This window comes from Bacteroides caecigallinarum (assembly GCF_016902295.1).
Taxonomy (GTDB): domain Bacteria; phylum Bacteroidota; class Bacteroidia; order Bacteroidales; family Bacteroidaceae; genus Phocaeicola; species Phocaeicola caecigallinarum_A.
On sequence record NZ_JACJLQ010000006.1, the window covers coordinates 75178 to 90254 of the forward strand.

The 15077-nt window shown below is 41.2% G+C and carries 13 protein-coding genes; 7 read left to right on the top strand and 6 right to left on the bottom strand.

Features of this window, described 5'->3' with window-relative positions; genetic code table 11:
- Positions 1 to 71 precede the first annotated feature (71 nt).
- From cydB to H6A27_RS03180, 3 genes are read right to left on the bottom strand one after another with little or no spacing between them, the layout of a single operon-like run.
- A complete protein-coding gene (gene cydB, locus H6A27_RS03170) occupies positions 72 to 1223 on the bottom strand; it encodes a cytochrome d ubiquinol oxidase subunit II (RefSeq protein ID WP_204507643.1) in 1152 nt (383 codons plus the stop codon).
- A 37-nt stretch (positions 1224 to 1260) separates the two neighbouring features.
- Positions 1261 to 2763, bottom strand: a complete 1503-nt coding sequence (locus H6A27_RS03175; RefSeq protein ID WP_204507644.1) for a cytochrome ubiquinol oxidase subunit I — start codon at positions 2761 to 2763, stop codon at positions 1261 to 1263.
- A 32-nt stretch (positions 2764 to 2795) separates the two neighbouring features.
- Positions 2796 to 3017: a DUF4492 domain-containing protein gene (locus H6A27_RS03180; RefSeq protein ID WP_204507645.1), complete on the bottom strand. Its 222-nt coding sequence runs from the start codon at positions 3015 to 3017 to the stop codon at positions 2796 to 2798.
- A 159-nt stretch (positions 3018 to 3176) separates the two neighbouring features.
- Here H6A27_RS03180 and H6A27_RS03185 point away from each other — a divergent pair, with 159 nt between their 5' ends.
- The 6 genes from H6A27_RS03185 to H6A27_RS03210 all read left to right on the top strand — a co-directional run bounded on the left by H6A27_RS03185 (position 3177) and on the right by H6A27_RS03210 (position 9790).
- A complete protein-coding gene (locus tag H6A27_RS03185) occupies positions 3177 to 4520 on the top strand; it encodes a TolC family protein (protein WP_204507646.1) in 1344 nt (447 codons plus the stop codon).
- A 24-nt stretch (positions 4521 to 4544) separates the two neighbouring features.
- Entirely contained in the window at positions 4545 to 5759 is a 1215-nt protein-coding gene (locus H6A27_RS03190) for an efflux RND transporter periplasmic adaptor subunit (protein ID WP_204401151.1), read from the top strand.
- Between the two features lie 25 nt (positions 5760 to 5784).
- Positions 5785 to 6531: an ABC transporter ATP-binding protein gene (locus H6A27_RS03195; RefSeq protein ID WP_204401149.1), complete on the top strand. Its 747-nt coding sequence runs from the start codon at positions 5785 to 5787 to the stop codon at positions 6529 to 6531.
- A 26-nt stretch (positions 6532 to 6557) separates the two neighbouring features.
- Positions 6558 to 7778, top strand: a complete 1221-nt coding sequence (locus H6A27_RS03200) for an ABC transporter permease (RefSeq protein ID WP_204401147.1) — start codon at positions 6558 to 6560, stop codon at positions 7776 to 7778.
- A gap of 220 nt (positions 7779 to 7998) precedes the next feature.
- Positions 7999 to 9054, top strand: a complete 1056-nt coding sequence (locus H6A27_RS03205; protein ID WP_204507647.1) for a sensor histidine kinase — start codon at positions 7999 to 8001, stop codon at positions 9052 to 9054.
- A 7-nt stretch (positions 9055 to 9061) separates the two neighbouring features.
- The gene (locus tag H6A27_RS03210) at positions 9062 to 9790 is read left to right on the top strand and encodes a LytR/AlgR family response regulator transcription factor (RefSeq protein WP_204507648.1); all 729 of its coding nucleotides are present in this window, start codon (positions 9062 to 9064) and stop codon (positions 9788 to 9790) included.
- A gap of 216 nt (positions 9791 to 10006) precedes the next feature.
- Here the strand turns inward: H6A27_RS03210 and H6A27_RS03215 are convergent, their stop codons facing one another.
- Genes H6A27_RS03215 through H6A27_RS03225 form a run of 3 tightly spaced genes read right to left on the bottom strand, consistent with a single transcriptional unit; the run spans position 10007 to position 12737 of the window.
- Positions 10007 to 10471 (bottom strand): C-GCAxxG-C-C family protein, encoded by a 465-nt coding sequence (locus tag H6A27_RS03215; protein ID WP_204401141.1) that lies wholly within the window; start codon positions 10469 to 10471, stop codon positions 10007 to 10009.
- 2 nt (positions 10472 to 10473) lie between these two features.
- Positions 10474 to 11433 (bottom strand): D-2-hydroxyacid dehydrogenase, encoded by a 960-nt coding sequence (locus tag H6A27_RS03220; protein ID WP_204507649.1) that lies wholly within the window; start codon positions 11431 to 11433, stop codon positions 10474 to 10476.
- A 29-nt stretch (positions 11434 to 11462) separates the two neighbouring features.
- Complete coding sequence (locus H6A27_RS03225) at positions 11463 to 12737, bottom strand: replication-associated recombination protein A (RefSeq protein WP_204507650.1); 1275 nt, start codon at positions 12735 to 12737, stop codon at positions 11463 to 11465.
- Between the two features lie 520 nt (positions 12738 to 13257).
- On the opposite strand from H6A27_RS03225, the gene H6A27_RS03230 reads away from it, so the two are divergent.
- Positions 13258 to 14997, top strand: a complete 1740-nt coding sequence (locus H6A27_RS03230) for a glutamine--tRNA ligase/YqeY domain fusion protein (RefSeq protein WP_204507651.1) — start codon at positions 13258 to 13260, stop codon at positions 14995 to 14997.
- Positions 14998 to 15077 lie beyond the last annotated feature (80 nt).

A 15077-nucleotide genomic window follows, 5' to 3' on the forward strand; every position in this document is an offset into this window, starting at 1 on the left:
AAGAGAAGTTAGAGAGGTTAAAACAATATGTTTTTTATCTAACTTCCCTTAACTTCATAATTTATCAACCATCAATATGCATGGTCGTCATTCTTTATCTCGTCCGCAGTAATCGATTTACGGTCGATTGCACGCCATGCATAGATTATGTATGCCAGCACGAACGGAACAAGAATTGACACGTATGCCATGGTCTTGAGAGTGAACAGGCTGGAGCAGCTGTTGGATATAGTCAGTGAACTCTGCATATCTGTAAGTGAAGGATAGTAGGCTGTATTCTTATATCCAACTACAAGCAATAGAGCAAGGACTGTAAGGACAGTTCCTATACCGGAGAACCATATACCTTTCTTATATGTTGAAACCAATATGCTCTTTCCCAATCCATACAACACGCATACCACACCTATCAGGAACATAACAAGAAGATATGGCATATCAACGAAATTGTTGAAATACTTGTACGGCTCCATCACTATCGTCTGAGTTTCGGGATTTACGGCAAATCCGTCTTTCAGCAATGTGCGTATCACGTATGCCAGGAAGAACAGAAGGAAAGGCACTGCATCGGAAATCAACTGCCGGCGACAACGGGTATTTATCGGTTCATTATCTATATTGTTGATGAAATACATTCCCCCAAGAAGTCTTGCAAGGAAGAATACAGCCATACCGAGAACGAGATTCCACGGTTCGGCAAAGGCATCAAGCCCGTGCCATCCGTTGGACCAAGTACTGATGACAGGCATGCCCATCTCTGTAAGATTATCCTTGGTTACCTCGAAGTTAGAACCATAGAAAAATGTTGATACTGCCATACCGAGCAATATAGGTCCCATGATTCCGTTCAGTATAAGGAAAAAATGATATGTGCGCTTACCTAACAAGTTACCAAGCTTAGACTGAAACTCATACGACACTGCCTGAAGCACAAAAGTGAAAAGTATTATCATCCACAGCCAGTATGCTCCGCCGAAACTTGTGCTGTAGAACAACGGGAAGGAAGCAAAGAATGCTCCGCCGAAGGTTACAAGAGTGGTAAACGTGAATTCCCACTTTCTGCCTGTTGAGTTTACAAGCATCTTTCTCTCTTCTTCGGTCTGCCCTATGCGGTAAATCAAAGAATTTCCTCCCTGCACGAACAGCAGGAACACCAGTATTGCACCCAGCAGTGAAACAATGAACCACCAGTAGTGCTGTAAGAATATATATGTAGATTCCATATCAGATGTAAATAATATTTATCAAAACAATATTGTGTTATCTCTCCTCCGGACCGTGTTTGATTGCCTTTAGCATTATTCCTATCTCTGCTATCAGAAGTACGGTGAACATGATGAGGAATATAAAGAATGTAGTCTGCACAGAGCCGGTTTCAAGCCTTGAGATAGCTGCATCTACAGGCAGCATATCCTGAATGGTCCATGGCTGACGTCCCACTTCGGCAACTATCCATCCTGCCTGGCTGGCGATGTATGCCAGAGGAATGCTCCACAATCCCAGCCACAGCAGCCAGTTGTGATAATCCACATTGCATGTCTTCTTCCATGTGAGGAACATCATGACAGCAAACAGAACAATGAAATACATTCCCAAACCTACCATCACGCGGAATGACCAGAACATTAGATTTACATTTGGCACCAGCGTGGATGTATCTTTGATATATCCGTAACCGAAATATGGCATATTCTCGTTAAGTATGTTCAGCGATGTTTCCATCTCCTCAGAGTTGCCTTCTTTTTTAGCTTCTCTATAATCAGCCAATGCCTTGATTGCCATCTTTCCACGTTCAATCTTTTCACCTACAGAAAGTGCCTTTGTACCATCGGAAAGTTTATATCCGCCTTTCATGATATCGTTTATACCGGGAACAAAACCGTCTGCACTATGTGTGGCTAGTACGGAAAGCATTTCGGGTATTTCTACCGGACCTACCACAGTGAGAGGAGCATGCGAGCTTCCATCATAAAGTGCTTCCATTGACGCAAGTTTCATAGGTTGTACCTGCGCCACCTGATATGCCGACTGGTCGCCTGTTGCTGCCGTAACAATAGACGCAAACAGACCTACGGCAGAAGCTACCTTTATGCTTGCCTTGGCAAACTCTTTCTCACGTTTCTTTATCAGATACCAGCAGCTCACTCCCACCACAAACACAGCTCCTAAAATCCAGCTGCTTATCACTGTATGGAAGAATTTTACTACTGCCACAGGCGAGAATGCTACGGACATAAAATCTACCATCTCATTACGCATGGTATCAGGATTGAACTCCATGCCTACGGGATATTGCATCCACGAATTGGCAACCAATATCCACCATGCCGAAATCGTAGCTCCAAGTCCGGTGAGCCATGTAGATGCAAGGTGGAAACGGCGGCTCACCTTCTCCCATCCGAAGAACATAACGGCAATGAATGTAGCCTCCATAAAGAATGCCAGAATTCCTTCAATAGCCAACGGGGCACCGAATATATCGCCCACAAACCACGAATAATTACTCCAGTTGGTTCCGAACTGGAACTCAAGAATAAGTCCGGTAGCAACACCTACGGCAAAGTTGATACCGAAAAGTTTCATCCAGAACTTGGCTGTACGCTTCCAGAACTCATTACCCGTACGGTAATAAACGGTTTCCATTGTTCCCATTATCACAGCCAGACCGAGTGTGAGAGGAACAAACAGCCAGTGATACATGGCCGTAAGGGCAAACTGTGCCCTCGACCAATCAATCAAAGAAGTGTCAATAGCTTCAATCATAAAATAAAGTTTTATTAAGTTAGTTTGATTAATTATTTCGCATAAAAGTCTGACGATCGCATAATCAATTCATTGCCTACATAATTCTGTTTTTCCTCCGTTGATTTGTCTTTAAGGAAAGAAGGGAAAAAGAAAAGTTTGATTATAAAGAACATCACAAACAGTTTCACCAGGATTATAATCCATAGTATACGACCTGTAGTCATCGACCTGAAACCATCCGCATAAAATCTATAAATTCCTATTATATTCATAATTAACAAACGTATATTTTTATAATGATTACAAAGTAAATGATTTATCGTGAAAAATCAAGTATTTATCCATAGAAATCGGACCTAAATATATCTTTTTTGCCATAAATATATAATAGAGATACATTTGCATAGTGAAAAATAAAGAATACAGTAAAAATGAGACAACGAGATTTATTAATTATCGCAGCTTTATCATCCTGTTTTGCCATACAGGCACAGGAGAGTAAGACCTGGACTCTGAAAGACTGCATTGACTATGCTTTGGAAAAAAATATTCAATTGCAGCAGAACAAACTTTCACTGGAAGAAACGGATATTGACGTGAAATCGGCAAAGGCATCGCTATTCCCAAGCCTGTCATTTTCTACAGGACATAACATCGTAAACCGTCCGTATCAGGAGACAAGCGCAACGGTAAGCGGAACTGAAATCATTACCAGCGACAACAATACTACATACAACGGAAGCTACAACCTGAATGCACAGTGGACTCTGTGGAACGGAGGTCAGAGACTGAATAATATCAAACTGCAAAAATCAAACAAGGAAATAGCAGGATTGACCGTAGCCGAAACAGAGAATATGCTGCGAGAGGAAATAACAAAACTTTTCGTAAAGATTCTTTATGCCGACGAATCGGTGGAGATAAACAAAAACACACTTGAAGTAAGCGAGGCCACATATAAACGTGGTGTAGAGCTATTCAACGAAGGTAGTCTGTCGAAAGCCGACCTTGCACAGCTTGAGGCTCAGGCCAGCAACGACAAATATCAGCTGGTAACTGCAGAAAGCTCACTGAGGAACTATAAACTCCAGCTTAAACAGCTTCTTGAACTTGATGGCAGCGCGGAAATGATTCTCGACTTGCCGGAACTTGACGACAAAGATGTGTTAGCTGTACTGCCAAGCCAGATTGATGTATATAACACCGCTCTGACTACACGTCCGGAAATTCAAAGCAGCAAGCTCAGCATCGACAATGCAAAACTTAATATCAAGACCGCAAAAGCCGGATATTTCCCTACAATCAGTCTTTCGGCTTCTACATCGAGTATGACAAACAATGCCAGTACCAACAACTGGGCAGAGCAGATGAAATACGGCTGGAACAATATGATAGGTATAAATCTGAGCTTACCAATATTCAACAACAGACAAACAAAAAGCGCTGTTCAAAAAGCTCAGATAAGCTACAGCTCTTTACAGCTGGATTTAATAAACAAACAAAAAGAATTGTATTCCACCATTGAAACACTATGGCTGGACGCACTGAACGCGCAGCAACAGTATGAAGCCGCCGACAGCAAACTGAAAAGCAGTCAGACAAGTTTCGACATGGTAAGCGAACAGTTCAACCTCGGCATTAAAAATACAGTGGAACTGCTTACAGAAAAAAACAACCTGCTCAGCGCACAACAGCAAAGGGTACAGGCAAAATACATGGCTATACTGAACAGAACTTTGCTCGATTTTTATGCAGGAAATGAAATCAATCTATAAACAAACGGTAAACGAAGATATAATATGAACAAGAAAAAAGTTTTCATCAGCGCAGCTGCTGTAATAGTGCTGGCAGGAGCCGGAATGTGGATATTCGGTGGAAAGAAAGCAAGCCAGACAATCAGCTTCTCCACTTCTGTAGTTCAAAAAGGCACAATCAGCAATTCAATAACAGCTACCGGAACCATTGAACCTGTAACTGAAGTGGAAGTAGGTACGCAGGTATCCGGTATAATCGATAAGATTTATGTTGACTACAACTCCGAAGTTAAGGCGGGACAGGTAATTGCCGAAATGGACCGGGTAACATTAATAAGCGACTTACAGTCAGCGCAAGCTACATACGACGGTGCAGAGGCTGAATATATATATCAGGAAAAACTTTACGAAAGAAACAAAAAGTTATACTCCAAGCAACTGATAAGCGACACCGAATACGAACAATACGAATACAACTACCGCCGCGCCAAAAGCGCATACGACCAAAGCAAGGCAGCACTGGCAAAAGCACAGAGAAACTTGTCGTACACCACAATCACATCGCCTATCAACGGAGTTGTGACAAGCCGCGAAGTTGAAGCCGGACAGACTGTGGCTTCAGGATTTGAAACTCCTACCCTTTTCACCATTGCCGCCGACCTGACCAAGATGCAGGTTGTAGCCGATGTGGACGAAGCCGACATAGCAGGAGTGAAAGACAGCGCAAGAGTTACATTTACTGTAGATGCTTATCCTGACGATGTGTTCGAAGGAAGAGTAAAACAAATCCGCTTAGGAAGCACTAACAGCAGTTCATCTACAAGCACCACTTCTGAGACTGTAGTGACATACGAGGTGGTCATAACAGCTGACAACCCTGAACTAAAGCTTAAGCCAAGACTTACAGCCAATGTGACTATCTTCACAGATACACGCGAAAATGTACTTGTAGTTCCTAATAAAGCCCTCAGATTCAATCCGGACAAGAAAATTGCCGGTGGCAAAACCATAAAGGACTGCGACTCGCCAAAGAAAGTATGGACGATGGACGCTACATCATTCACAGCACACCCGGTCAAGACCGGAATGAACGACGGCTCGAACACTGAAATTATCTCAGGAATTTCCGAAGGCACAGAAATAGTGACCGAAACTGTAGTAAAAAGCGAAATGCCTGAGATGATGCCTGAAGAAGGCGGTGAAGGAGAACAGAACCCATTCATGCCAGGCCCTCCGGGAAGAAACAACAAAAAGAAATAACATTGATTGGAAAGGACAAAACATCATGGGCAAAACAGTAATAGAATTGCAAAACATAAAACGTAACTTCCAGGTGGGAGACGAGACTGTCCATGCGCTCAGAGGAGTATCTTTCAGCATCGAAGAAGGTGAGTTTGTCACCATCATGGGTACATCAGGATCCGGTAAATCAACATTACTGAATACATTAGGATGTCTTGACACGCCAACCAGCGGCGAATATCTGCTGGACGGCGTATCAGTAAGGACAATGAGCAAGCCTCAAAGGGCTATCCTGAGAAACAGAAAAATCGGTTTCGTATTTCAGAACTATAACCTTCTGCCAAAAACCACGGCTGTAGAAAATGTTGAATTGCCTCTTATGTACAATCCGGCTGTTTCGGCAGCAGAGAGACGCCGAAGAGCCATCGAAGCATTGATAGCAGTAGGTCTGGGCGACAGACTGGAACATAAGTCAAACCAGATGTCGGGAGGTCAGATGCAGCGTGTAGCAATAGCCAGAGCACTGGTAAACAACCCGGCAGTAATACTTGCCGACGAAGCGACAGGTAACCTGGACACTCGTACATCATTCGAGATTCTTGTACTCTTCCAGAAACTTCATGCCGAAGGAAGAACTATCATATTCGTCACCCACAATCCGGAACTGGCAATGTACAGCAGCCGCAATATTCGTTTGCGCGACGGACATGTCATAGAAGATACCGTAAACAATAATATTCTTTCGGCGGCAGAAGCTTTGGCTGCACTGCCGAAAAACGACGAAGACTGATATCTAACAAATAAAAAGAATTTATAATGAACGGAACTAATCTTTTTAAAATAGCTATCAGGGCGCTGGCCAATAACAAGCTGAGGGCTTTCCTTACGATGCTTGGTATAATAATAGGCGTGGCATCCGTAATTGCCATGCTTGCCATAGGTCAGGGTTCAAAACGTAGCATACAGAAACAAATCTCCGAGATGGGCTCGAACATGATAATGATACACCCGGGAGGAGAAATGCGTGGCGGTGTAAGGCAGGACCCATCATCTATGCAGACACTGAAACTTGAAAACTACGAAACACTGAGAGACGAATGTGTCTATCTGTCAGCAATAAGCCCTAACGTTTCTGCAAGCGGACAACTCATTTCGGGGGCAAACAACTATCCGTCGTCTGTAAGCGGAGTTAGCATAGGCTACTTAGACATCCGTCAGCTGAAGATAGAACAGGGAGAAATGTTTACGGAAGAAGACATCCGTACAGCAGCTAAGGTATGTGTAATAGGTTCTACAATAGTCGAAAACCTGTTTCCTGACGGAACAGACCCAATAGGAAAAGTAATAAGATGTAATCAGGTACCACTAAGAGTTGTGGGAGTACTTGAATCGAAAGGATACAACTCTATGGGTATGGACCAGGACGACGTAGTACTTGCACCATATTCCACCGTTATGAAACGACTTCTTGCACAAACCTACCTAAGCGGAGTATTCGCGTCTGCCCTGACAGAGGATATGACTGAGGAGGCTGTGGATGAAATAACGAACATCTTACGCAGAGAGCACAAACTGAAAGAACAGGATGACGATGATTTCACAATCAGAACACAACAGGAACTCAGCTCCATGCTTAACACAACAACGGATTTGATGACTACACTGTTAGCCTGCATTGCGGGAATATCGCTTGTAGTCGGAGGTATCGGTATCATGAACATCATGTACGTATCTGTTACAGAACGTACCAGAGAAATAGGTTTGCGTATGTCCGTTGGAGCAAGAGGAATAGATATTCTTTCGCAGTTCCTTATCGAGTCTGTTCTGATAAGTATAACAGGTGGACTTATAGGGGTAATATTAGGCTGTGGGGCATCTTTCATAATAAAGACAGTTGCAAACTGGCCTGTATTCATCCAGCCGTGGAGCGTACTGCTTTCATTTGCCGTATGTACCTTAACCGGGGTTTTCTTCGGATGGTATCCAGCCAAGAAAGCTGCGTCGCTCGACCCAATTGAGGCGTTAAGATACGAATAAAAGTATATAATACAACTTCATTCTATATCATCTGGAACAATTTTGTTCTTCATAACTTTGGTTTCCTTTTCAGCAGTACTGAATGTACTCCATCTGAAGTGCATCAGTACTGCTTTCTAAGTACTTACTAAGAAATATAACTATGAAAATTACAAAATTCAGGGTTGCACAATAAGTAATATTCAATTATTTTTGTATAACCGAATAAACCTAATGATTTATGACAGCCAAGAACCAGAATTACCGTTTATTGGAAATATTTATACATGTATTCTGCTGGATACTGTTTTTCGGATTTCCAATAATAATGGCACAAAGTGAAAGCGGAAGCATAAACTGGAGCGCCTTTATGCGATTCATTATCGTACCGGCATCTCTTTTCAGTATATTCTATATTAACTACTTCATACTCATACCAAAATTATTGTTTGAGGAACATAAAAAGAAGTTTCTCATTTCAAATCTGATAATAATCATAGCCTTCTCTGTAGTGATCAGATGGTGGAACGAAATGCATATACAACCACCTCCACCTGAAATGATAAGACACAACCCTCCATCAAAAATAATATTCATTATTAGAGATGTAGCCAGCATGATATTCTCGGCAGGGCTTAGTGTAGCAATCAGACTAAGTATCAGATGGAACGAAACCGAGGCGGCACGACGCGAAGCGGTAAAGAGTATGACAGAGGCCGAATTACGTAATCTGAGAAACCAACTGAATCCTCATTTCCTGCTTAACACACTTAACAATATATATGCACTGATTGCGATAGATTCCGACAAGGCACAACAGGCAGTGCAGGAACTCAGCAAACTTTTGAGATATGTGTTATATGACAACCAGTCAATGTACGTACCCTTGAAAAAGGAAATAGACTTCATTAAAAACTACATTGAGCTGATGAGGATAAGAGTATCGGAAGATGTAACGATAGAGACTGTTTTCAAAATAAAGGAGAACAGCCAGACACCTGTAGCACCACTGATATTCATCTCACTGATTGAAAACGCTTTCAAACACGGAATTTCGCCAACCGAAAACAGTTTCATAAAGATTAACATCGAAGAAGACGACAATAAAATCATCTGCAATATCCAGAACAGTAACCATCCTAAAAACGTTACAGATAAAAGCGGATCAGGAATCGGGTTGGAACAAGTAGGAAAAAGACTGCAACTGCTTTACCCTGGACAATACGAATGGGAATGCTGGCTCAGCGAAAACGATACAGTTTACAATTCACATATATCAATAACACCAAAAAACTAAAGAAAACATGACAATAAAATGTGCAATCATTGACGACGAACCTTTGGCATTGGGTCTGATAGCCGGATACGTCAAGAAAACTCCCACACTTGAACTGTGCGGAACATATTCGAGTGCTGTTCAAGCTATGAAGATGCTGCCAGACAATCCAGTGGATTTGCTGTTCCTGGATATACAGATGCCTGAACTCAACGGTTTAGAGTTCTCGAAAATGGTTCCTGAGAAAACAAGAATAGTGTTTACAACAGCTTTCGAACAATACGCTATAGACGGTTACAGGGCAAATGCACTCGACTATCTGCTTAAACCTATAAGCTATGCTGATTTCAGTGAAGCAGTAGGAAGAGCAATAGAATGGTTTAATTTGAAACTAAAAGCAGAAAGCGAAAAAACAAACCTTCAACCGGAAAGTTCTGAATATATTTACGTAAAAAGTGATTATAAGTTAATACAAATTGAGCTGGATAAAATACTATATATCGAAGGGCTGAAAGATTATGTAAAAATCTATACTGAAGACAATCCACGTCCTATACTATCGCTAATAAGTATGAAAGCACTTGAAGAGAGACTACCTGCAGAGCGTTTTTTACGCGTTCACCGTTCGTTTATAGTACAAAAACAAAAGATAAAAATAATAGACAAAGGAAGGATTGTTTTCGGCAAAGAATATATACCGATTTCTGAAACTTACAAAACGATGCTACAGGATTATGTTAATAAACATACAATCTAAAGAAATAGTTACACTTTCAACTTTTTTACAGAAATCCGGGTAAAAAAACCATTCTTTTTTTTGTTTTTGTTATTAAAAAACATATATTTGCAAATGAATAAAGAACAGAAGTTGTGAAACTTCTCATTTAAATAGTTTAGTTAAGTCTAGTTTAGTTTTTGTGTTGTGATACTCTTATCAATAGCGATTGGTAAGAGTATCTTTTTTTTATATGTATTAATCCTTTTGAGAATAAATATAATCTGCCCAGATACGTGCAGCCGTCTCGACCATCTTTGCACAAGGACGTTTGGCATAATATGCGTCGGTTCTTGCCTCCGGAGTAGAAACAATAGGTTCTCTCTTTGATAACCCCAAAAGGTCGGCACAGCGTAAAGCGCCATTCTCTTCCTTGAATTTTGCGGCAAGTTCCTGCACAAGGGCATAAGTCGCAGCCTTTCCTTCACGATCGGCACCTACAACAGCTCCTTTTTCCAGACCTGCAAGCATAAACATACCGCAAGCAGCGCCACAAGTTTCGCGCATACGTCCTATTCCTCCACCAAAAGCCGCCGACATCTTAAGCGCCTGTTCAGGAGTAAATCCATACATGTCCGCAAAAGCTGCTACAACCGACTGCGAACAGTTGTATCCCTCTTTGAAAAGTGATACAGCTTTTTCTATTCTTTCTTCTTTTGTCATAATTATTTTGCTACATTATTTATAACATTACCTTCGATAAAACTTTCCAGATTCTTTACTGTCTGATTCATCAGGCGTGTTCTCGCCTCGTATGTTGCCCAAGCTATGTGAGGGGTTATGAAGCAATTTTCAATTCCCAACAAAGGATTGTTTTCCATTGGCGGTTCATTAACCATAACATCAATTCCTGCAGCTTTAATACGGGCTGATTTCAAGGCTTCAGCCAAGTCGTTTTCATTCACCAGTCCGCCACGTCCAGTATTGATAAGGATTGACGTTTTCTTCATCAAAGCAAGATGTCTTGAGTTGACAATCTCAGATGTCTCATTGTTAAGCGGACAATGCAGACTCACAATATCAGACTTACTGAATATCTCATCTATAGAAGCAACTTTAATCATGCCATGAGGAAGAGCTGACTGTGGTTTGCTGGTATATACCAATACTTCCATACCGAAAGCCAATGCTATGCGTGCTGTCGCAGAACCTGTATTACCAAATCCGATAATACCTATTTTCTTTCCGGCCAACTCCATTAGAGGACTGTTGGTATATGAAAAATCAGGATTCCTACTCCATACACCGGAATGAGCCTCATCGGCATAACGTCCTACACGATGTGTAATATTCAGAATATGTGCAAAAACCATTTGTGCTACAGACTCTGTACTGTATGCAGGAATGTTTGTTACGACAATGCCCAACTCCTTAGCCGTATTTATATCGACTACATTATATCCTGTTGCCAAGACTCCTACATATTTCAATTTTGGGAGCGAACGCAATGTAGATGCGTCTAATACTGTCTTGTTTGTAAGAACAGCTTCAGCATCAGCAGAACGTTCTACAACCTGATCGGCAGATGTTCTGTCATAAACACTCAATGAGCCCAACTTTTCCAGTTCATTCCATGACAAATCTCCGGGATTCATTGTAAATCCATCCAATACTACTATTTTCATTATCTTCTATTAAAAAATTAATTACATATTCAGTTTTTAAATCTGTCTCCCCATAATTGAATCATCCTTTCCTTTAACTTCTGCTCGGACTGATTCTCCTGGGCATGCCAGATACGAGTATCTTTCATATCATCCGGCAGGAACTGCTGCTTGACAAAATTTCCTTTGTAAGCGTGTGCATATTTATAGTCTTTACCATATCCAAGCTGTTTCATCAACTTTGTTGGAGCATTTCTTAAATGTAAAGGAACAGGGAGATTACCTGTCTGCCGTACCATTTCAATAGCAGAATTTATACCTTCGTATGCCGAATTACTTTTCGGGCTTGTGGCAAGATATACAGTTGCCTCAGCCAAAGGAATTCTACCTTCGGGCCATCCTATTTTCATTACGGCATCGAAAGCAGCATTTGCCAACAGAAGCGCATTTGGGTTTGCCAATCCAATGTCCTCAGAAGCGGAAATAACCAGTCGTCTGGCTATGAAAGCCGGATCTTCGCCACCTTCTACCATACGGGCAAGCCAGTAAAGGGCCCCATCAGGATCGCTGCCACGTATAGACTTTATGAATGCGGATATTATATCGTAGTGCATTTCGCCTTCCTTGTCGTAAGCCAAAGGATTCTGTTGCAGACGCTCCATTACTTTCTCATCAGTAATTTCGACAGGTGTATCGCTGTCTGCCTCAACTACAAGTTCCAGAATATTCAGCAATTTTCTGGCGTCTCCTCCTGAATATCTCAATATGGCATCTGTTTCCCTGAATATGACTTTCCTTTCTCTCAGTACATTGTCACGTTCAACAGCATTGTGCAGAAGCTCCAACAAATCATCTTTCTCCAACGATTTCAGCACATAAAGCTGACAGCGTGAAAGTAACGGACGTATAACTTCGAATGACGGATTCTCAGTAGTAGCCCCTATCAGCGTAACTACTCCCCTCTCGACTGCTCCCAACAATGAATCTTGCTGCGATTTGCTGAAACGATGGATTTCATCAATGAATAAAATAGGGCTCTGTTGTGAAAAGAAGCGGCTACTGCTTGCTTTCTCAATCACATCACGCACATCCTTCACTCCAGAAGTAACTGCACTCAGAGTATAAAAAGGAACTTCAAGCTTATTGGCAATAATCTGCGCCAAAGTAGTTTTACCGACACCGGGAGGTCCCCACAATATAAACGATGAGATTCGTCCTGAATCAATCATTTTTCTTAGGACCGCCCCTTGACCTACCAAATGTTTTTGACCAATATATTCATCCAAAGTTCTTGGACGCAATCGTTCTGCTAATGGTTGAGACATATTTATTGATATTTTTTACAAAAGTACATATTTACAATGAAAAAGGATAGAAGAAGGCATAAAAAAAGGCCCTTTTCACAAAGAGCCTTTTTCAAGTTTTCAATAGGTATTAGTTTTTTTTTCTTAAGGTAAAAAGATTGTTTTCAGGATAACGGCACAAAGATGGGGCGTTTTTTTGGATTGACCAAATAAAAAAAGATGTCATAAAACATATTTTGCGTTTTTACCGCATATCCAGTGCATTTCAAGAACATTTCACCCTCATTTTTGCTTATTGACAAAGATAATAAGATTTTACGAATAAACCAAAATCTGTTATATTAATTTTAAATATCATATATAATTATTAAACAAAATATTTTTAGGACATAACATTCCTTATTAATATAGAGGCAAAAGATACTATTATAACCAACTCCTTATCGAAGAAAGATTCCATCAAAATCCGAATTATAAACCAATAAAACACTTAATATAAAAAGAAATCACTATTTTTGCACATTATTGTAAAACAACAACTATGACTGAAATAAAAGCTACCGAAAGTTCAGAAAAGAAAAGCCTGAACTTCATCGAACAAATCGTAGAAAAAGACTTGAGAGAAGGTAAGAACGATGGAAGAATTCAAACACGTTTTCCACCGGAACCAAACGGTTACCTTCATATAGGACATGCCAAAGCAATATGCATGGACTTCGGAATAGCAAAGAAATACGGAGGTGTATGTAACCTTCGCTTTGATGATACAAATCCGACTAAAGAAGATGTAGAATATGTCGAGGCTATAAAGGAAGACATCCAATGGTTGGGATTCCAGTGGGGAAACGAATATTATGCATCCGACTATTTCCAGCAGCTTTGGGATTTCGCCATCAAATTGATTAAAGAAGGAAAAGCATATATAGACGAACAAAGCTCTGAAGAAATAGCGGCACAGAAAGGTACACCGACTCAGCCTGGAACCAATAGTCCGTACCGCGACCGTCCTATCGAAGAAAATCTTGACCTGTTCATGAAAATGAACAACGGCGAAATAGAAGAAGGAAAGATGGTTCTGCGTGCCAAAATTGACATGGCAAATCCTAACATGCATTTCCGCGACCCTATCATTTACCGTGTGGTGAAAACTCCTCACCACCGTACTGGCGACAAGTGGAAGGCATATCCTATGTATGACTTCGCTCACGGACAGAGCGACTACTTCGAAGGAGTGACTCACTCATTATGCACACTGGAATTTGTAGTACACCGTCCGCTTTACGATTTATTTGTTGATTGGGTAAAAGATGGAAAAGACCTTGACGACCACCGTCCGCACCAATATGAATTCAACAAACTTAATCTGAGTTACACACTTATGAGTAAGCGTAACCTCCTGACATTGGTTAAGGAAGGTTTGGTAAACGGATGGGACGACCCACGTATGCCGACTATCTGCGGATTCCGTCGCCGTGGTTATTCTCCTGAGTCCATCAGAAACTTTGTAGATAAAATCGGATATACTACATACGATGCACTAAACGACTTCGCATTGCTTGAAAGTGCCGTACGCGAAGACTTGAACGCCCGCGCGACACGTGTTTCTGCCGTGATTAATCCTGTAAAACTGGTTATCACAAACTATCCTGAAGGGAAGGTAGAAGAAATGGAAGCCATCAACAACCCTGAAGATCCGAACTCAGGAACTCACATCATCGAATTCAGCCGTGAACTGTGGATGGAACGTGAAGACTTTATGGAAGATGCTCCTAAGAAATATTTCCGTATGACTCCAGGACAGGAAGTGAGACTGAAAAATGCTTACATCGTGAGATGTACAGGATGCAAGAAAGACGAGAATGGCAACATCATAGAAGTATATGCCGAATACGATCCAAACACAAAGAGCGGTATGCCTGAAGCAAATCGTAAAGTAAAAGGAACACTCCACTGGGTAAGCTGCAACCACTGCCTGAAAGCTGAAGTCCGACTATACGACCGCTTGTGGAAAGTAGAAAATCCACGCGATGAAATGGCAGCTATCCGCGAGGCAAAAGATTGTTCTCCACTTGAGGCAATGAAAGAAATGATAAATCCTAACTCTCTGACAATACTGAACGAATGTTATGTAGAGAAGTTCCTTGCCGAAGCCAAACCATTGTATTATCTGCAGTTCCAACGTATCGGTTACTTCAACGTGGATAAGGATTCTACTCCTGAACATTTAGTGTTCAACAGAACAGTATCACTGAAAGACACTTGGAGCAAGATAAACAAGTAGTCAACAACTGATAAAAATATTAAAGAGTAATATCTCAACCGTCAGGAACGGAAAATGATATTACTCTTTATTTTTTACTG